This window comes from Prevotella koreensis (genome assembly GCF_003977605.1).
Classification (GTDB): Bacteria; Bacteroidota; Bacteroidia; order Bacteroidales; family Bacteroidaceae; genus Prevotella; species Prevotella koreensis.
Window position 1 is genome coordinate 252,060 of record NZ_RYYU01000001.1, and the last position, 19,965, is coordinate 272,024.

A 19,965-nucleotide genomic window follows, 5' to 3' on the forward strand; every position below is an offset into this window, starting at 1 on the left:
TTGCAAAATAGGCGAATTTGCAGACCAAATTCGCCTATTTTGCAAACTAAATTCGCCCATTTTGCATAATCGTTGATAGTAAGCACTTGGTGCAAACATAATCGCTGATATAGGTTTATGTATTAAAAGAACTTACTTCATCAGATCTTTTGCAACAACGACAACAGGCTTTATCAAGTCTTTTGGCTTGTCTTTCATCAACATAAGGGCATCTTCCATGTACTCGAAGCCGTTGAAACGATGAGTCACGAGGTGTGAGAGATTCAGACGACCGGCAGAAACCATTCTTGCAAGTTTCTCCATGCGCAGACGACCGCCGGGCATCAGACCGCCTTTTATGGTCTTGTGTCCCATGCCTACGCCCCATTCTGTGCGTGGGATTTTAACGAACTCGCCTCTGCCCAAGTAATTCACATTACCTATCGTGCCGCCCGGTCTTAACACCGAAACGGCCTCGGCGAATGTATCTACCGTTCCACCGGCAATAACTACGCGGTCAACGCCTTTACCATTGGTAAGTTTCATTACTTGGTCGGCAATGGGACCGTTGTGATAGTCGATTATTTCAGATGCTCCGTAGGCTTTTGCGGCTTGTGCGCACACAGGTCTGCTACCTACGGCATATATGTATGATGCGCCTGCAAGAGCCGCTCCGGCAACAGACATCAAACCAACGGGGCCGATTCCTATCACGAGAACTACGTCGCCAAACTTCACATCGGCAAGTTCTACACCATGAAAACCTGTTGGAACCATGTCTGAAAGCATTGTGGCTTCAACCGGGTCAATACCTTCAGGTATCAGTGCAAGGTTTCCATCAGCATCATTCACATGGAAATATTCTGCGAAAACACCATCTTTGAAATTAGAGAATTTCCAACCTGCCAACATTCCGCCGGAGTGCATCGATGAACCAGCCTGTGATTCGAGAGCGTTCCAATCGGGGGTGATGGCGGGTACGAGAACCCTGTCACCGGGCTTGAAATCCTTTACGAGAGAACCTACTTCTACTATCTCACCGGTTGCTTCATGACCGAGAATCATGTCCTTGCGGTCTCCGATTGCTCCCTCCCATACGGTGTGAACATCAGATGTGCACGGTGCTACGGCAATAGGTTTAACAATTGCATCCATTGGTCCACATGATGGAATGTCCTTTTCAATCCATCCGGCCTTGTTTAGTCCAAGCATTGCAAAAGCTTTCATAATAATTTAAGTTTAAAAATAATAAATAAAATAAGATTAATATGTTGCCACTGCTGATGCAAAAACCATCTTGGAAAACGAAGATGACAGATGAATAGAGTGACGGGGCAAAAATATATAATATTTTTTATATTTGCAAGTTTTTATCAAAAAAAGACAACAATAAATTTATTTGCGATCCATTTGCGTTAAGTCTTTTTTGAACCAATAAACAATAATGTTTTTCTTACCCCAATTTATGTCTTTCTGTTCAATTCCTTTTTGTCTTTATGTCTAAACATTCTGTCTTTCTGTCTAACATTCCTGTCTTTATGTCATATAAAAATAAAAGCGGAAATCCTTTATTTCTAAGGAATTCCGCTCGTTTTCTTTTGGGTGCCCGATGGGACTCGAACCCATGACATTCAGAACCACAATCTGACGCTCTAACCAACTGAACTACGGGCACCGTATTGTCGGTTGCTTAATTAAAGCGCGTGCAAAGGTACGGTTATTATTTCATATCTCCAAATATATAGTACGTTTTTTTATTTCAAACAATACTTTTTCTTCTATTTTTCTTCCGAGTAAGCATTTGTCTCATTGTTTGTATTGCCAATATGAGTTTGTTCGGCAATGTCGGCTTCCTCGGTGTCGGCAACGGGATTCTTTGGGTTTTGCTTGGCTCCGAGTTTTATTAGTTTCATTGATGTTGTCACTATGCTCTGTCCTCCCGGTGCCAGTTTCTTCTCTCCCTCCTCGTAAGTCTTTTGCAGGCGGGTTATTTGCCTTCCCATTTCTTCGTAACTCTTGACAAACTTACCCACGCGATCAAGCATCTCCTCTGCCAAGCGATACACTTTTTCATGGTTCTCGGCTTGCACAATCTGAGTCCATGTCAGATTGATTATGCGCAAGGCCGCAAAGAGTGTTTGCTCTTCGGCTATGAAGACGTTGCGCTCCATTGCCTTTCTCCACAGGTTGGGCTGCGCGTTGAGTGCAGTCCATAATGCGCCGGTATGTGGCATGAACATTATCACGTAGTCCATTTTCACCTTTGGCGGCTGTATGTATGAGGAGTAGTCTTTGTCGGATAGTTCTTTCACGTGTCGGCGTATGCTGTCGATATGTGCTTTCAGATGGCGTTGCTTTTCTTCCGGTGTTTCGGCATTCACGTAGTCGATGAAACTTGACAGCGATACTTTCGAGTCAATTATCAGTTCACGGTTTTTGTCGAGATGCATTATTATGTCCGGTCTAAGGCTTGTTCCGTCCTCAGGTCGTATCGTGTTGCCGCGTGCATCTCGTATTGTGGTTTGCGTTTCATAGTGTATGCCGCGATGTAGTCCTTGCGACTCAAGTAGTTCGTCGAGTACGGCTTCTCCCCAGTCTCCCTGCACTTTTGTCTCGTGCCTGAAGGCTCGCGTGAGTTCTTCGGTGCTACGCTGCGCAGCCTGACTCTGCCGCATCATGTTCTCTATATTGGTGCGCATCTCGCTTGACATGGAGGTTTGTCGCAATGTGTTGTCGGCGAGAGCCTGTCGCATATCGGAAATCGTTTTGCGCAACGGATCAACAATTTGTACTATACTGCTGTTGCTATGCTCGGCAAATTCCTTCTGTCGTTGCTTCAACATGTCGTTTGTGGCGGTTTGCATTTCTGCCTTCACCTTGTTTATGACCTCATTGAAACGTGCCTGCTGTTCGTCCATTGCCTTGCGGTGATGCTCTTCATAATCCTGGCGCATCTGCTGCATTTGCAGTCTCTGCATCTCCGACTCTGTAGTGAGAGCCCCAATTTTTCCACGTCCGTAGAGTATGCCGATGACGACACCGACCGCGAGTCCGAGCAAAACAAATATTATTTCCATTACTGTTATATGGTTTTTTATATTTGCAAAGTTAGCGATTTATTTCCGAAAAAACAATTTTCCCGGCCAAACATACAGCAATCTGAATTTATTTACTTATTTTTGCAATTTACAATCAGTATCGTTTTTTTTATCTGACATTAATTTCAGATTTTCAGTTATATTGTTTTTTAAAATGGAACCTATCGCATATTTCCATTCGCCTTTCGGCAGTAAGTTCGGCATACCGCGGCAGAGCGGATTAGTTGATGAGTTGGTCGGAGAAATAGTTTTCGAACCGAAATATCGCAACATTGATGCTGTGCGCGGACTTGAAGACTTCAGTCATCTGTGGATTATTTGGCTTTTCTCTGCCAATCCTCGTCAGAATGAAAATCTCACAGTACGCCCTCCGCGTCTTGGAGGAAATCGCCGTCTCGGAGTGTTTGCCACCCGTTCGCCGTTCCGCCCGAATCCCATCGGCCTCTCGTGCGTATATATAAATAAGGTGGAATTTGACGAAAAACATGGTCCTGTGATATCTGTAAGGGGGGCAGATCTTATGGACGGTACTCCTATTCTTGACATAAAGCCATATATAAGATATTGTGACTGCAAGGAAGATGCACGTTCCGGTTTTGTTGATAATACGGAATGGGAGAAGTTGATGGTTGTTATCAGTGAAGAACTACAAGCGAAACTTACCGAAGAACAGCAGCGGGCACTCGTGGGAGTGCTGGAACTTGACCCTCGTCCACGTGTGCAGAATGACCCGGAGCGTGTTTATGGTATGCCGTTTGACGGAATGGAGATACACTTCAAGGTGAGTGGAAACCAACTTATAGCCTACTGAGGTTTTGACAGAAAGGCGCATTGTTTTTCTGAAAAAACATACTTGGGAGGCTGAAAGGCATAATGTTTGGGACGAAAATAAATAAAAGCAATGGTGAAAAGACATAAAGTCTTTAATGTAATTTACGTGAATATTTTTTTCTTTTTGTCTTTATGCACTCAAATCATTTTTTCCTGCCAAACTTCAAAGAGTGTTTTTTCTGTCTAATATACAAGCCTTTATCTCTCTATCAGTGCTTATTTTTGCCCCAATCGCTATATTTTTTTTAATAAAATGTGAAAATAATTATCAAAATATTTGGAACTTATTGTTTTTTTTTATAAATTTGCGAACATTAGAAATTGTATAGACTATTCGTGAATAACATACACGTAGTTTTAGTAAGAGGAATCCAACGTCGGAAGATGCATCTCAAAACGTTATAAAGAGATTTTTACACCTTAAATTGTTATTTAATATTTTGTTTCACTAAAAAAAAGAATTATGAGTAAGAAACTTACATCTCTAATGGTAATCGCGGCGGCGGGGCTGCTGTCATTACCGGTTCAGGCTCAGAATTATGTTGCCAAAAAGGCAGCCAAGGCTGGAGAACCCATGCTTATGGCTATTCAAAGACCAACTTTTGGCAAAATGCCAAGTGAAAACATGCTTATCAAGGCTGTTGAGTCTGAAGAACTTAAAAAGTCGGAGTATGAAAGACTATTTAGTCAGAACATTCGCACTAATAATGTCGCATCCGGTTTCAAAGTTGCTCCAAATGTTGACGTATTACCGTACTTGAACCCTATTTCTACGAAAGCAAATTTTGATGATCTTGCAGTATTTGATGCTAATGGAGATGGTAGTACGTGGGCTTTTGAAGAGGGAAAGACTCCGTGTGCGAAATACAAATACAACAAGGATAATGATGCAGACGATTGGCTGGCCACGCCGGGCATAAAATTGAAGGGTGGTAAGCGATATATTCTCAAGTTTGAAGCAAGACAGGCTTCATCATATTTCCCTGAGAAAATTGAGGTAAAAATGGCCAAGGCAGATAATCCTATTACGGCCGCAGCATTGGCTGCAGGTACTGTAGTAATGCCGGAAACCGGTTTCGAAGGAAGAGAATTTGCTGTTTTCGAGAAAGAAATTGAGGCACCGTCCGATGGTTATTACTCTTTCGGAATTCATGCGATATCTGAAAAGAACATGTTCAACATATATGTTAAGAACATTAGCGTTGAGGCCGGCTTGGAAGCAAATGCACCGGATTCACCAACAGTTGAGGTTACACCGGCTGATGGAGGACTCCTGAAAGCAGAGATCAAGATGACAGCACCCACAAAGGACATCAGTGGAGTGAATCTTACCGGAAATCTCTCAAAGTTAGTATTGTTGCGTGATGGCAAAGAAGTATGGTCTAAAAATGATGTCGCACCAGGTGCAGTTTGCACGTTTAACGATGAAACCTTCCCTAATGATGGCGATTTCAAGTACATAGCCATACCGTATGATGCAAATGGAGATGCAGGAAAGAAAAGCGAAGAGGTTGCAGTATATGTAGGAGTTGACAAACCAAAGCCATGCGAATGGCTCAAGAATGTGGATAATCACACAAAGATAAACTTGACATGGAGTCGCGTAGAAGAGGGCGTTGGAGGACACTTCCTTGATCCGACAACTGTGAAATACACTGTTTACAAGGCAGCAATTGCGTCTTTCATGGGAATTTCATTCCCTGTGATTGATGACATAGAAAATCCCATTGTACAAGTTACTGACAAGCAGGCGTACGAATATGACTTTGATTGCGATGAAGGTAAGCAGGCATTCAAGTTCTTCGGAATACGTACAGAAAGCAGAGGCGGTGTAAATGAGAGCACTACATTCTCTGAACCAATTCTTGTAGGAAAACCAGAGGAACTTCCTATAATTGAGCACTTTGAGAATAAGGGATTCAATTCTGTATGGTTCTCTGATGGCGTGTATGGTGGACTTTACCTTTCTAGAAATGCATCTGACGGTGATGGTTATGCTCTTAATTTCAGATTGAATCCAAAAGCAGAGCAAGCAGGCGAAGGCCATCTCTCTTCCGGTAAGATAAATCTGAATCCTGCCGGAAATCCACAACTTCTGTTCGATGTTATGACTGAAAACTCAAACTCAAATCTTTCTATTTGGGGATCGAAGGATGGCGGAGAGTTCACTAAGATTAAGGACATTACTCTGACAAATGCATATAAGAAGGAACGTCTAAGTCTTAACGATTTCAAGGGTGGCAGATTTGCACAAGTACGCTTTGTAAGTAACTTTGCTGACAAAAATGATAGCGTAATTATTGACAACATCATGATTCGTGATGTACGTGCAAAAGACCTTGGTGTAGAAATGAGCAACCCGGAAACTGTTAAGGCCGGTGAAAAGGCTACGATAACAGTTACTGTAGAAAATTGCGGTGAGCAAGTATGTGACAACTATAAGGTTGACTTCTATGCAGGTGGCAAGTTGATAAAGACAGAGAATGTAGCAGAAGGTCTGAAATCGTTTGATAAGAAGCAGATAACCTTCGATTATAAGACAACTATATTCGATGAGGCTGGCGATGTGGCACTTAAGGCTGTGGTTACAGTAGAAGGCGATCTCAAGGACGAGAATAATGTGGCTGAGAGTGTTATTACTGTTAAGCATTCTACATCACCTTCTCCAACCAATCTTAACGGAACAGAAGGCCAGAATGGTGTAACTCTGACATGGCAGGCTCCTGCAAGTACAACAGAAGAAAAGACAGAAGGCTTTGATGATGAGTCCGTATTCGTTCCGTTCAGCATTGGTGGAATAACTAAGGATGTTCATATTGGAACTATTGGTGACTGGACTCTTTATGATGGAAATGGAATGCAAGTATATGGATTCCAAGGTGCCTCTTTCCCCAACTCCGGTGCTCATCAAGCATGGCAGGTATTCAATCCTGATGCAGTTATGGAAAATTGGACTGTGATGACACCAAAGAGCGGTAAGCAGTATATGATTTCATTCTGTCCTGCAGATCAGAATAGCACACCTGAAGCCGACCATTGGCTTATTTCTCCGCAACTTCCGGGTAATGCTCAGACTATCAGTTTCTTCAGCAAACAGATATCTACAGTGGATCAAACTGCACAAGGCTACTACGGACTTGAGAAGTTCGAAGTTCTCTCAACTACTGCTGCAACATGCACCGACGTTTCTACTTTCACAAAGGTAGGCGACGGCCAGATTTCTAATGCAGACTGGAGCGAGTTTACTTTCAATTTGCCGGCAGGAACAACGTTCTTCGCAATACGTCACACATCTAAAGATATCTTCGGACTTCTTGTTGACGATGTGAAATTCTCTACAGGTGCAGGCTCGATTGCAAGTTACAACATCTATGTTGATGGTGAACTTTACACCAATGTTGATGGTAACACACTTACTGCAATCGTTAGTGGCCTGAGCGTAGGTAGCCATGTATTTGGAGTAACAGCCGTATATGCTAACGGTCAGGAGTCTAAACCTGTAACATTCGTTCTTGAAACAACAAGCATCGACAAACTCTCTGTTGACGGCAAGCCGGTTGACATCTACACAGTTGATGGTAAACTTGTTCGCAAGCAGGCAACAACTCTCGAAGGTCTGAATGGTCTTTATATCATCAATAACCAGAAGGTTATCATCAGATAATTGAGTGTTTTGATAATGATAAGACTTTTTAAACCTTGGAAGGTATAAACTTAATAAACCGCTGTTTTTGAAAAAAAACGGCGGTTTATGTTTCTTAATATGAAAAACATTTGTTATTTTTGCAGAAATAAATAGCTGAGGGAGAAAATATAAATCATATATGGCAGGTTCTGAAAATTACCTTTGTAGTATTTTTGCCTTTTAGTCTAACAGGTTTTTCTTTCTTCTTGAAAGAGCATAGCGGGCTATGCGATTGAAAGAGAAAGGAAAAGATGCCGAATAAAAGCAAAAAGACACAAAGAGTAGAATTCGTTGATGACTGACTCTCCTTTTGCGGGGAATTTTTAGAACATGCCATATACGTTCGGTTTAGAACGATAACTTTTAAAATCATATAATTATATTAAAAAAGAAACGTGTCACTATGTTAAACATCAAGAAAGCAACATTGCTTTTAGCACTTGCGCTACTGTGTGTCGTAACGGCATCGGCAAAGCCAAGAACAAAAGCAGAAATGAAGTCGCTCGCGAAGCAGGCTATTAATGCCCACCTCGTGAAGCAACACCGTGCTCCACGTAAGGGTGAAGTAGTTGAACTGAAAAGCCAAAAGGCAACAGTGGTATTGGGATACAAGGAAGGAGGATATGCAGTAGTGTCCAACGATGACCTTTTGCCTGAAGTGCTTGGCTACAGTGATACAAGGTTCGACGTGAGTACAACTAACGAGAACCTTAAATGGTGGCTCGAAGCAATGGACGAAGCAGCCAGGATAATCGTGGCTAAAGGGCAGCCGAGAAAACTCGTTGCGCCGGATCCTTCTAAATATCAAACTGCTGTAGCACCGATGTGCACCACTAAATGGGGACAGACCGTGCCATATAACAACTACTGTCCGCCGGGAACAAACACAGGTTCGGGTGATGGTCATGACTACGGCAACGACACCGAACGTTGCGTAGTGGGATGTGTTGCAACGGCAATGGCACAGGTGCTTGCCCATAACAAGTATCCCCAAACCGGTATCGGAACACACTCGGTTCAGGTTAAGCAGACGGGCGGTCACATGGAAACATTCACTGTGAATTTTGAGGAAGCAGTCTATGATTATGAAAACATGCTTGATGAATATAAAGAAGGTAATTACACCGAGACTGAAGGAAAGGCCGTAGCTCTTCTGAGTTATCATTGTGGTGTGGCTTCCGACATGGAGTATGGTCTTAGCGGTTCTGGTACATATACCAACAAAGCCGCTGACGGGCTGCGACGCAATTTCGGAATATCCACAGCAAAATTCTATGATCGCAACGAAAGTAAACTGAACGAGGCTGACTGGATGGATCTTATCTTCAACGAACTTAGCAATGGTCGTCCTTTGATGTATGGCGGCGTATCTTATTATGGCTGGCAGATGGTTGGTCACGAGTTCGTATTCGACGGATATGATGAAACCGGAAAGGTAAGTGTGAACTGGGGTTGGAATGGCTCCGGCGACGGTTACTATGATGTGTCATTGCTTGACGTTGATGCTTACGAATGGAAATATTATCAGGACATGGTGATTGGTATCGAAGGAGGTGTTCCGGTAGATCTTCAGACGAAAGATATCACTATGGAGCAGGCCGGAACCATGGGAAGCATGATTGCCGCAGATGACAGACTGCTTGTGGGAGAACTGAAAGTTAAAGGAAACATCAACAGTAGCGACCTGAAACTGTTGCGCGAAATGGCCGGTGTTGACAATGAAGGCAACAAGACAAAGGGTAATATGTTCTCTCTCGACTTGTCCGAAGCACGCATTGTTGCAGGTGGCGAGCCATATTTGCTTGAAGACGGTAACGCATATACCACTGCAAACGATGAGTTGCCATACAAGGCTTTCTACATGGCAAGCAAACTACGCACCCTGAAACTTCCGAAGACAATAAAGAAAATCGGTGACGGTGCCATTGCATTGCTAAGCAGATTGAGCGAACTGACATTTGCCGATGAGAGCGAAGGACAAGAATATAAAGTCAACGGAAATGAGATATTGTCAAATGACGGTACCGAACTTATTGCTGTTGCCTCCATCGCTGCCGGTGAATATGTGATACCTAACACTGTTACGAAGGTGCATGCATACGCTATGGCAGGCTGTTCTAAAATATCAAAGTTAACTGTACCTGCAACGGTTGAGACTTTTGGAAGAGAAGCTATGCGCAATTGCAGTTCAATAAAAGAATTGCGTTCGGAGAGTCGTACCGTGCCGGCAGTAGGAGCAATGGCATTCGACGGTGTGAACGAGTCTCTTTGCAAACTCATTATCCCCGCAGGAACAAAGGATCTTTATGGCAGGGCACAAGGCTGGAAGAAATTTGTAAATGTCAAGGAATACGGCACAACAATCAAGCCAACCAACGCCACACGTAAATATGGTGAACAGAACCCAACCTCTTATTCTTATCAACTCTTGGGCGACTATGTTACAGGTAAGCCGGAAATATACACGGATGCCACACCGGAGTCTCCGGTCGGAAGGTATCCGATACATGCAAAGCCCGGAACGATTACTGCTCCTGACGTTACATACGAGGATGGTTATCTTATCATAACCAGGGCTGAATTAACTGTAACCGTAGAGGAAGCAACGCGTAAGCAATATGAGGAAGACCCGGAATTTGTTCTTCATTTCGAAGGATTTGTAAACGGAGAGGATGAGAGTGTGATTACTACAATGCCTACCGTGACAAGCAATGCCACATACGATAGTCCTGAGGGCGAATATGTGCTCACTATCAGTGGTGGAGAAGCACAGAACTACAAGTTCAAGTATATCAGCGGTAAACTCATCATCAGCGGTGTTGCCGAGAAGCCTACCGGCATCGATGTAATAACAATCAGTGAGAACGAGCCTCGTGACATTTACAATGTTCATGGCCAACTCGTGCGTCGTGCAGCAACATCTGTTGCAGGACTTCCCGCAGGAGTTTATATCATTGACGGAAAGAAGATTGTTGTGAGATAATCCGGCAATTATAATTTCGTATTCATTTACGTCCCATTGACGTTCGATTTATGTTCCAAAGGCTTAATGCCAATAGTGGTAAATCAAACGTAAACGGGACGTAAATACTTTTGATTCAAAGACATTTACGAATAGTTCACGTTCAATTTATTCCCATTACTCCTCCGTTTAAGTCCAAAATAGAATAAAAGGATGTTATAAGTATTCCTACATTTGCTAATGTTGGATTTTTGTTTTACCTTTGTAAGCCATGCATAAATTGTGTTTCAATATTAAACAAACCAATTAATTATACATTTTAATCAATTTTATAGCCATGATGAAATCTTTACGAACATTATGCCTGTTGCTATTCCTTGCGATTAGTACGGCAGGCTTTGCTGAAGAGCAAACCTACACTATGAGTTTCAAGAACAAGAATGATGGGGGAGAGGGGTTTATTAACAATGACGTGAGTGTAAGTACGGCCACCGCAGTAATTAACGGAGTGGAATGGAAATTGGTGTCTGACAGTTATTATATGTCATATAATGTCACCAACGGACAGCAGATTGGCACTAACAAGAAACCTGCTCAACATGCAGTAATCTCTACAGATGGGATTCCGGGAAAAATAAAGTCGGTTACAGTTACAGCACGATGCAAAGATAGAAGCAATTCAAAACTTGCCGTGAAAGTAGATGGAGAGAACTATAAAGCCGATGATGCCGTTACTGTAGTACTCTCAAAGTCTAATACTGCGTTCACTTTTGTGCCACAGGAGGCAAAGTCCGGTAAGATAGAACTGGTGTTTGAACAGGAAAAGAATGCCAAAGCCGGTGCCCTCTATCTCTTCTCTGCTGTGGTGGTGTACGAAACTGATACTACTACCGAACCGGAAACAACGCCTGCAACATGGAGCCATATCTGGAACAAGAAGAAAACTGATGGTGGAGAAGGTTTCTTTAATTTCGGACATGGCAAGACTGAAGAGATGCCGCTATCTACCATATTAAATGGTCTCAAATGGTTTGCACAGGCCGAGGGCACTACAACGTTTGCCATGACTGCTTCAGGCGGACAAATCATAGGTTGGGGAACTACTGACGTTGCCACGCATGCGGAGTTCTGGACAGACGAAATAAAGGGAAAAGTTACGGACATAACCGTAAATGCACGATTAGCAAAGGCAGAATATGCCGGACATATAAAGGTGAGCGTAGGCGGTGTGACATATTTGTATAACGGTGCGGAGAGTGCCGACATGGTTGCTACGGCAAAGGAATTTAAGTTTGAAGCACCGGTGGGAGAGCCGGCAGAAGGACGTGTAAAGATAGAACTTTTTCAGACATCTGCCGATAAAGGAGTTCTATACATGAAGAGTTTGTTGATAAACTATCTTAAAAAGTCGGGCGACAATCCTGTGATTACTGCACCTACCGACCCTGTGATTGCGCGTGCAAACGGTTCTGCTATAAACTATCTCACTGCTGATGAAGACATCACAATAACTACAGCGACTGAAGATGCGAAGATTTACTACACTCTCGATGCCGCAGATGCAGAAACTCCGAAAGACCCGAAGACATCAGAGGAGCGCATCGAATATTCCGCACCGATACATGTAACGAAATCTGTTTTGATAAAGGCCGTTGCATTCAAGGACAATGAATATAGCAATGTCGTTGAGCGCAAACTCATTATGTGCAAGAATCCGGAACTCTCTTTTGAGAATAATCAAGAAACAGCAACCGTTGAGACAGGATATGTAGGAATACCTGTTGCGCTGAATAATCCGTACAATGTCAGTCCGATTCAGTGGAGCACCGAAAACGAAGCCGTGGCAACTGTAGATGCCGACGGAACGATACACGCTTTGACCGCAGGCAAGGTGAATATCAATTACTATTTCAATGGCAATGACGAGTATGCAGAAATGGGCGGCCGTCTTGTCCTTACGGTTGAGAAAGCCGGCGAATACACCACCGGAACCTACACCCACGTATGGGACAAGAGTAAGGCTGACGGTGGCGAAGGATTTTATAATTTCGGTACTAATTTCCAAGATACTAACACTTTGACCGCTGTATTGAGTGGTGTTAACTGGACTGCAACGACCGTTGGATCAAAGAAAATGGTATTCTTGGCAACGAAGGGACAGGCTTTCGGTGTTGCTACAACCGATCCATGCAGCCATATTGAGATGGTAACAAATGGTATTTCCGGCGAGATAACAGAAGTTAAGGTCGTTGCCAGCAAGGGAACAACGAACCATGCTCTCTCTAATGCCGCACTGAAGGTTTCTGTTGGAGGTACACCTTATAAATATAATGGAGCCGAATCGGTGCCGCTGACAGGTGAACCGGTGCAGTATTCTTTCTTTCCTGATACCACTCCTGTTGAGGGAGAGATAAAGATTGAGGTAAATCAGGATTCCGAGACACAGGTGGTAATCTATTTCAAGAGCATAGTTGTCAATTATCGCAACGAGGTTAGCAACATCGAAGTGCCACAGACTTCTGTTGCAGCAGGAACATACGATGAAACAAAGAGTGTGGAACTGACAGCACAGGAGGGTGCAACGATTGTTTACACTGTTGATGGCTCAAGTCCGAAGACTTCTGCCGAGGCAAAGATATATTCCGAACCCATTATCATATCTGCCACCACCACACTGAAGGCTGTTGCCAAGGTGGGAGAGAAATATAGTGATGTGGCAGAGTTCAAGTATGTAATTCGCAAAGATGCTGAACTCTCGTTTGAGAAAGATACCTTGATTGTTGAATACAAAGATGCAGAACCTTATATGGGGGCATATCTTAATAATCCTCACGATGTAGCACCGATAACTTATACAAGTTCTGACGAGTCGGTAGTGGTATTGGATAGTTATGCCGACATCTTGACCATGAAGCCCGGTGAATCTACTATTACGGCCATCTTTGCAGGCAACGATGAATATAAACCTGACACAGCAACCTATGTGGTAGTCGTAAATGCTCAGGCTCCATTGCTAACTCCTACGGTTTCTCCTGCCGGTGGCATCTTTGCTTCTCCGGTAGAGGTAACGCTTACGGCGGCTGCCGATTGGGGCACACGTGCCATGACACTGTGGTATTCCACTACTGCCGCTACGCAGGAAGAAATGGAGGACGATTCAAGCAAACGCACTGTATGGCCAGATTCTCCGGAGTTTGACTATTCGGTTAATTCTACCAAGATTACCATTGACAAGAGTTGCAAACTCATCGTTGTTGCGAAAGGTTATAACTCCACAAGCAGCGAAGCCGTGATTTGCGATTTCGTAATTGATGCTACTGTTGGTATAAACGAAGCCTCTGTCGATGTTCCGTTCGCTTATGAGCAGGTGTATAATCTGCAAGGTCTGCGTGTTAGTACACCGGTCAAGGGCGGCATATATATAGTTAATGGAAAGAAAATTGTGGTGAAATAACAATTCCCACAACACAATATTCTCCATACGCACGTAGCGTGCGTATGGGTGAATGACAAAAAGGCAAGTTGGGAAAATGTTCTTCCAACTTGCCTTTTCTGTTTTCATCGTCTCTCATCACCCTCTTTTACGAGCAAGAGTTCTCACCATGCAATGGGGCGGCTGAGGTTATTTGCGTTAATACAAACAAACAAATGGGACGGAAATAAGAGGTCTCCGTCCCTACTATATATTTCAATATTGAAACTTGTCTGTTATTTCTTTTCCGGTACAGTCTCTTGCTTGGCAGCATCGTTCTGTGCGCCTTGAGCGGCCGGAGCAGTCTGTTGCTCGCTTGCGCCGAAGCCCTGAACGTTGTTAGGATTTGCCTGCGGAGCCTGTGTCTGTGTGTTCTCAAGAACGCTCTGTTCGCCGATAGCTGTAGGAGCGGTCCATGCGCACACGATGCTGAACAACACCATGCTGATAGCCAACCCCCATGTTGCTTTCTCTACGAAGTCGGTAGTCTTGCGAACACCCATAATCGCGTTCGATGAAGAGAAGTTAGAGGAAAGTCCTCCGCCCTTAGATTCCTGTATGAGTACAATGCCGATCATAAGCACTGCGGCCAGGATAATTAGCACTAAGAATAATGTGTAAATCATCTTTTTTATTGTTTTTTATATTTATTGTTTATTATCAATTTCTCCAAGAATCGGATTTGGTCTGCAAAGTAAGCATTTTTTTTTGGAAAATTCAAATTTAAACGCTTAATAATTTCCAAAGCCTTCGAATATTGTCCTTGTTTTATGTAAATACGGGCCAATGTCTCTGTGAAATAACTCTCGTCCGACTCTTTTTCTGCATTTTCGCCTTCGTCATCTTCCGGTATTATGTATTCGGGAATTTCTTGCAGTTCTATCTTGCCGTTGTTGTTGTCGATGAACTCGTCTATGAGTTCCTGTCCCTTCATCTGCGGAGTCTCTTGTGCCGCCTGTCGCTCCTCTTCACTCTCCGTTTCGAGCAGATATGCCGCATAGTCCACGGCCGCTTCCACCGGTGTGGGTTTGCGTTTCTGCTCTTCGTCATTGTCGTTTTCTTTTGGCAGGGAGTCGAGAAACTTGTCTATCAGTGACAATGTCCTGTCACCATCGTTCTGTTTTATGCTTTCGTCACAGTTCGTCTTGTTGTCGTTTTTCTCATTGCACAGTCTGTAGTGTGCGGCTTCCACGAGGTTGAAAATTACCCTGCGGTCGGTTATGTAGATTGCAGCGCGGCGCAGTTCCTCGTCGAATGTCGGGTCGTGCAGCAGGTAAAGATTCTGCAGCATCAACAGTCGTGCCGTTTGGTAGTATGGATATAAGGCCAACAGGGAGCGCAGGTCATAGAGCGTCTCCTTGTCTATCAGTTCCGGGTGTTTTATCAGTTGCAGTATATCCATATCGTGTTCATTCTTATGGTGTTACCATTGTGCCACTGTGGCGTTGAATATTTGGTCTGTGAGTTCTTTGCACATCTGTGTCACGAGTTCTTCCTGAACCGAACTGAGGCTCTGTGTTGTCTCGTATGTTGATGTCGCTGTGAACTGCCTTTCAAAGTCTTCCTGATGATTGGTGGTGTTTACGAATCTCACGTTGACGGTCAGGGCGAGTTCGGTTTGCGATGAGTAACCCTCCGACGATACCGATTTGTTACGCTGAGTGTAACTTATTATTTCACCTTCTATTTTGAGGTCGCCGTTACGTTTCACCTGTATCAGTCGGGTGTTGTTTGCATACCTGTCTTTCAGTTGGTTGTTGAAAATACTCGACATCGGTCCCCATACATAACTTGAGCGTATCGGGAAGTCGGTAATCTGTATTGTCTTCACCTTCGTATAGTCAATGCTTGCGCCGTTTAACGAAAACGACACATGGCAAGCCGACAGCAATACTACTGCAATGACAGTGACAACGCCAATGCGGTGCACCCCTTTTACGGTAGTCTTCCTAAAAATATTTTGCATGAATGTTGCCATATCTTTCTCTTCCGATACTATTCCAGTCCGTACTCTCTTATTCTTCTGTATAGCGTGCGGTCTGATATTCCGAGTTCTGCTGCTGCTTTTTTGCGGTTTCCACCGTTTCTTTCGAGTGCCCTCTCTACCATTTGCCGCCCTATGTCGCTTAGGTTCAGTGTTTCCGGTTCTTTTATCTCTTCTGCCACAGCATCTTGAACGCTTGGTGTCTGAGGTATCTGAATCTGTTCTGACGGACTGAATATTGCAGGCACTTGGGTCTTGTCAGGTATTGTCTGAGTATGCTTTGTTGCATCGAGTTGTTTGCGCAGAATGTTCATGTCCCGCCTTAGGTCAGACACGTTTCCGCGCAGTTCATACAGTATTTTATATAGAATCTCGCGCTCGTTCTCGTATGACGTACTTCCACCTTTGTCTATCTTTGCAAGTTGTGTGCTCTCTTTATCTTGCGGAATGAATTTATACAGGTCTTGCACTCCTATCTCCCGCTTTCTGCTCAGTATCGACATCTGTTCGGTAATGTTCTTCAGTTGCCTCACGTTGCCCGGCCATTTGTATTTCAGCATTACCTGCTGTGCCTCTTCCGTGAGTGTTATCTTTGGCAGTCTGTATTTCTCTGCCATTTGCATCGCGAACAGTCGGAACAGCAACAGAATGTCTCCGCCTCTGTCGCGTAGTGGCGGCATCTGTATCGGAATAGTGTTCAGACGATAATAAAGGTCTTCACGAAACCTGCCCTCGCTTATGGCTTTCTGCATGTTCACGTTCGTTGCGGCCACTATTCGCACGTCGGTCTTCATCACCTTTTGTCCTCCCACGCGCAGATATTCGCCTGTTTCGAGCACACGCAACAGTCTTGCCTGCGTTGCGATTGGCAATTCGCCAACCTCATCGAGGAACAGTGTGCCCTTGTTGGCTATCCCGAAATATCCTTCGCTCTCGCCGATAGCACCGGTGAACGAGCCTTTCTCGTGTCCGAAAAGTTCGGAGTCGATAGTTCCTTCGGGTATCGAACCACAGTTTATGGCGAAATACTTTTCCCGCTTTCGTGGCGACATGTCATGTATCAGTCTCGGTATTATTTCCTTGCCGACACCACTTTCGCCCACGATAAGCACACTGAGGTCAGTCGGTGCTACCTGCAAAGCAACATCAAGTGCATGGTTCAAGGCATCGCAGTTCCCCACGATGCTATACCTTTGTTTAATGTTCTGAAGTTCAGAAGTATTCATTTGAGGTGACAAAATTACATAAAAAATTCCAATCCACCTGCATTTATGGCAGAAAACTTGCTTTATTTAACGAAAAGCATACTGTGGCGGATTCCGGAAACAAGTGCAAAATTAAAGCCCCAATATTATGCGAGTTCTGGATAAAACCTTTTTTTGAGAGCTCTTATTTCGAACTCGCGTCTGAAATGGTAATGTTATAATATTCATGCCAAAAGTTTTGAAATATTAAAAATATATTTGTAACTTTGCACGCAATTTTAAAATATTTACTGCTATAATGTCTTTGACGAATAAATGTTCGACACCGCGAAAACATGAAAGCAAACGTAATATAACTGCTAATGCATAATAATAGACTTTGGAATAAATTTATGAAATTTCCTATTTTTTTTAATAAAACATTCGAGGCGATAAAGCAATTTGTGTCAAATAACATCACATTTATAATTGTGATGGTGTGCTGCAATTTGCCTGTATTGATTACCTATGAAAATGTTTGGAATAAGTTCGAACTCTTTTCTTATATATTTGCTGTCAATACTCTTGTGGCATTATTGTTTTCTGCCATACCGTGGAAACGAGTTCGTCTTTCGGTTAAGATCTTTATAATAGTTCTCTCGGTACTGTCATTCTATTTAGATGCGTATTTTTCCATGATATATAACGGTGTTCCGGATCAGTCTGTTATCGAAATAGTTCTCGAAACAAACCCCGCCGAGGCATTAGGATATATAAAAGCCTATATGATGAATATCTGGTTATATGTAGTATTTGTGGTGTCGCTCCTTGTGTTATTTGCCATAATGCGCTATGCCGGAAATTTAAGAAATATACGTGGTGTGATAACTGGCATAAGTTTGTTTATAATGTTCGGAACAATAATGGCATTAGTTAAAATCGTGAGCGAGAAAATGAACAGAGATATGACCACATACAGGCATGTAAGGTATGAGGCATGCTCTGTTTTAGGCAAAACGCTCTTCTTGATAAAAGCCATTAGTAGCCAGAATGCCATAAGCAAGATGGAAAACAAAACAGCCAAGCCCAATATATTGAAAAACGAGAGTTCTATACCCTATGTGGTTTATATACTTGGAGAGTCCTTTTCGCGTCATCATCTTGGATTATATGGCTATCATCTTGACACTACACCCCTTCTCGATGCGAAAGAGAAGCAGGGCAATTTAATCAAGTTTACTGATGTTATAAGTTCGGAACCTGTAACACGGAAATCCCTTGCCAAAATGTTTACATTCTACCGTAGGGGGATGAAAGGAGAATGGTATGAGAATACAGATTTGTTTACCATCCTAAGGGCTGCCGGTTATCACACCACATGGATATCCAATCAGGAATATTCCGGCAAACATGCCAATACTGCTCATTTCTATGCAAAAAGATGCAACGAAAATGCCTATACTATGTACCGACAAATGAACAGTTATACTCTTTCCGAACCGCACGATGAGACCATGCTTCCTTATTTAGACAGCACTTTGATAAAGTCCCACAAGAAGAATTTTGTTCTGCTCCACATGATTGGAGCACATCAGTTGTATAGTGCGCGATACCCGGAGTCGCGCAGAAAATTTACTACTGCCATGGAATTTGGCAGCAATGACATGGTAAAATCCGAGAAAGCCGACTACGACAATGCCGTGTTATACAACGATAGCGTGATAAATGAAATAATAAACAGATTCGAAAACAAAAATGCCATCGTCATATTCACACCCGACCACGGCGAAGATGTAATGGAGATAAATCTAAAAGCACCGGGACACTACGAATTAAATCCTAACGTACACATGGTGGAAATCCCTATGATGATATGGGTTTCTAATAAATTTCAGGCAGCATATCCGGAACTTGTGGCTCGCATACGTCGTAGTAAAGACCGTCCTTTTATGACAGATGACATGATACACACGCTATTGGATTTGATACAAATTCGAACAAAAGAGTTTAACGAAAGACTAAGTCTGATAAACGACAAATACGATACCAAGCGCGTGCGTTATTGTGGAGATAAGATATATCAACGCAAAGAGAAACGTTTGTCAAACTGATTTCTTGTTACACCGCGTATTTATGCCTGCAAATAGTGTGTTAATTCCGTGAAAAGTATTACCTTTGCACGTGAAAAAGAATGTGGCGCAAACTTGCAGGTTGGATGTAACCTGATTGCGTAGGGATACTTTTATTTATTAATAACAACAAATTATACAATGGAAAAAACTCTTGTACTTTTGAAACCAAGTTGCGTTCAGCGTCAACTCATTGGTGAGATTCTTAACCGTTTCGAACGTCGCGGACTGCGTATTGCAGGCTTGAAGATGATGCAACTCGACGATGCAATACTGCGTGAGCACTATTCACACTTGGCCGACAAGCCTTTCTTCCCGACTCTGGCTGCATCTATGCAGGTTTCTCCTGTTGTGGCACTGGCTCTTGAGGGTATTGATGCTGTTCAGGTTGTGCGCACCATGACAGGTGCCACCAATGGTCGTGCAGCAGCACCCGGCACAATTCGTGGCGACTATTCGGTTAGCAATCAGCAGAATATCGTTCATGCTTCAGACTCACCAGAGAACGCTGCAATAGAGTTGAAGCGTTTCTTCCGTCCTGAAGAGATATTCGAATACACCTCTGGTGCGCGCGAATATATCTATGGAGCAGATGAGTGCTAAACTCTGTTTGTGAAGAGACAAAAAGAATAGCGGAGACA

12 protein-coding genes and 1 tRNA gene are annotated in these 19,965 nt (G+C 43.3%); 6 read left to right on the forward strand and 7 right to left on the reverse strand.

Annotation, left to right across the window (positions count from 1 at the left end; translation table 11 throughout):
- Positions 1 to 132 precede the first annotated feature (132 nt).
- From EHV08_RS01045 to EHV08_RS01055, 3 genes are all read right to left on the reverse strand, one after another.
- Positions 133 to 1,206 (reverse strand): NAD(P)-dependent alcohol dehydrogenase, encoded by a 1,074-nt coding sequence (locus tag EHV08_RS01045; RefSeq protein ID WP_126677589.1) that lies wholly within the window; start codon positions 1,204 to 1,206, stop codon positions 133 to 135.
- A gap of 374 nt (positions 1,207 to 1,580) precedes the next feature.
- Positions 1,581 to 1,654, reverse strand: a tRNA-His gene (locus tag EHV08_RS01050).
- A gap of 103 nt (positions 1,655 to 1,757) precedes the next feature.
- Positions 1,758 to 3,056, reverse strand: a complete 1,299-nt coding sequence (locus tag EHV08_RS01055; protein ID WP_126677590.1) for a DNA recombination protein RmuC — start codon at positions 3,054 to 3,056, stop codon at positions 1,758 to 1,760.
- A gap of 175 nt (positions 3,057 to 3,231) precedes the next feature.
- Between EHV08_RS01055 and tsaA the strand changes: the two genes are divergently transcribed.
- The 4 genes from tsaA (at position 3,232) to EHV08_RS01075 (ending at position 14,009) form a co-directional block, all read left to right on the forward strand.
- Positions 3,232 to 3,888, forward strand: a complete 657-nt coding sequence (gene tsaA / locus EHV08_RS01060; protein ID WP_126677591.1) for a tRNA (N6-threonylcarbamoyladenosine(37)-N6)-methyltransferase TrmO — start codon at positions 3,232 to 3,234, stop codon at positions 3,886 to 3,888.
- 483 nt (positions 3,889 to 4,371) lie between these two features.
- Positions 4,372 to 7,572 carry a choice-of-anchor J domain-containing protein gene (locus tag EHV08_RS01065; RefSeq protein WP_126677592.1) on the forward strand — a complete coding sequence of 1,067 codons (3,201 nt, stop codon included), beginning with the start codon at positions 4,372 to 4,374 and terminating at the stop codon, positions 7,570 to 7,572.
- Positions 7,573 to 7,996: 424 nt separating this feature from the next.
- On the forward strand, positions 7,997 to 10,576 hold the full coding sequence (locus tag EHV08_RS01070; protein WP_126677593.1) for a C10 family peptidase: 2,580 nt from the start codon (positions 7,997 to 7,999) through the stop codon (positions 10,574 to 10,576).
- A gap of 316 nt (positions 10,577 to 10,892) precedes the next feature.
- On the forward strand, positions 10,893 to 14,009 hold the full coding sequence (locus EHV08_RS01075) for a chitobiase/beta-hexosaminidase C-terminal domain-containing protein (protein ID WP_126677594.1): 3,117 nt from the start codon (positions 10,893 to 10,895) through the stop codon (positions 14,007 to 14,009).
- Positions 14,010 to 14,263: 254 nt separating this feature from the next.
- On the opposite strand, the gene secG is transcribed toward EHV08_RS01075, so the two are convergent.
- The 4 genes from secG to EHV08_RS01095 are packed head-to-tail and all read right to left on the reverse strand — an operon-like array spanning position 14,264 to position 17,237.
- The gene (gene secG / locus EHV08_RS01080; RefSeq protein WP_126679378.1) at positions 14,264 to 14,650 is read right to left on the reverse strand and encodes a preprotein translocase subunit SecG; all 387 of its coding nucleotides are present in this window, start codon (positions 14,648 to 14,650) and stop codon (positions 14,264 to 14,266) included.
- An 8-nt stretch (positions 14,651 to 14,658) separates the two neighbouring features.
- Positions 14,659 to 15,429: a tetratricopeptide repeat protein gene (locus EHV08_RS01085; RefSeq protein ID WP_126677595.1), complete on the reverse strand. Its 771-nt coding sequence runs from the start codon at positions 15,427 to 15,429 to the stop codon at positions 14,659 to 14,661.
- A gap of 21 nt (positions 15,430 to 15,450) precedes the next feature.
- Positions 15,451 to 15,993 (reverse strand): LPS assembly lipoprotein LptE, encoded by a 543-nt coding sequence (gene lptE / locus EHV08_RS01090; RefSeq protein ID WP_126679379.1) that lies wholly within the window; start codon positions 15,991 to 15,993, stop codon positions 15,451 to 15,453.
- Positions 15,994 to 16,022: 29 nt separating this feature from the next.
- Positions 16,023 to 17,237 carry a sigma-54 interaction domain-containing protein gene (locus EHV08_RS01095; RefSeq protein ID WP_126677596.1) on the reverse strand — a complete coding sequence of 405 codons (1,215 nt, stop codon included), beginning with the start codon at positions 17,235 to 17,237 and terminating at the stop codon, positions 16,023 to 16,025.
- Positions 17,238 to 17,689: 452 nt separating this feature from the next.
- On the opposite strand from EHV08_RS01095, the gene EHV08_RS01100 reads away from it, so the two are divergent.
- Together EHV08_RS01100 and ndk are read left to right on the forward strand one after the other, a co-directional pair.
- Positions 17,690 to 19,306, forward strand: a complete 1,617-nt coding sequence (locus EHV08_RS01100) for a phosphoethanolamine transferase (RefSeq protein WP_238988077.1) — start codon at positions 17,690 to 17,692, stop codon at positions 19,304 to 19,306.
- A gap of 159 nt (positions 19,307 to 19,465) precedes the next feature.
- Entirely contained in the window at positions 19,466 to 19,927 is a 462-nt protein-coding gene (gene ndk, locus EHV08_RS01105) for a nucleoside-diphosphate kinase (RefSeq protein WP_126677598.1), read from the forward strand.
- Positions 19,928 to 19,965 lie beyond the last annotated feature (38 nt).

Coding starts and splice junctions, on each gene's coding strand:
- EHV08_RS01095 (WP_126677596.1), bottom strand. CDS start 17,237: ATGAATACTTCTGAACTTCAGAACATTAAACAAAGGTATAGCATCGTG.
- ndk (WP_126677598.1), top strand. CDS start 19,466: ATGGAAAAAACTCTTGTACTTTTGAAACCAAGTTGCGTTCAGCGTCAA.
- EHV08_RS01055 (WP_126677590.1), bottom strand. CDS start 3,056: ATGGAAATAATATTTGTTTTGCTCGGACTCGCGGTCGGTGTCGTCATC.
- EHV08_RS01100 (WP_238988077.1), top strand. CDS start 17,690: ATGGTGTGCTGCAATTTGCCTGTATTGATTACCTATGAAAATGTTTGG.
- EHV08_RS01065 (WP_126677592.1), top strand. CDS start 4,372: ATGAGTAAGAAACTTACATCTCTAATGGTAATCGCGGCGGCGGGGCTG.
- EHV08_RS01085 (WP_126677595.1), bottom strand. CDS start 15,429: ATGGATATACTGCAACTGATAAAACACCCGGAACTGATAGACAAGGAG.
- lptE (WP_126679379.1), bottom strand. CDS start 15,993: ATGCAAAATATTTTTAGGAAGACTACCGTAAAAGGGGTGCACCGCATT.
- tsaA (WP_126677591.1), top strand. CDS start 3,232: ATGGAACCTATCGCATATTTCCATTCGCCTTTCGGCAGTAAGTTCGGC.
- EHV08_RS01070 (WP_126677593.1), top strand. CDS start 7,997: ATGTTAAACATCAAGAAAGCAACATTGCTTTTAGCACTTGCGCTACTG.
- EHV08_RS01075 (WP_126677594.1), top strand. CDS start 10,893: ATGATGAAATCTTTACGAACATTATGCCTGTTGCTATTCCTTGCGATT.
- EHV08_RS01045 (WP_126677589.1), bottom strand. CDS start 1,206: ATGAAAGCTTTTGCAATGCTTGGACTAAACAAGGCCGGATGGATTGAA.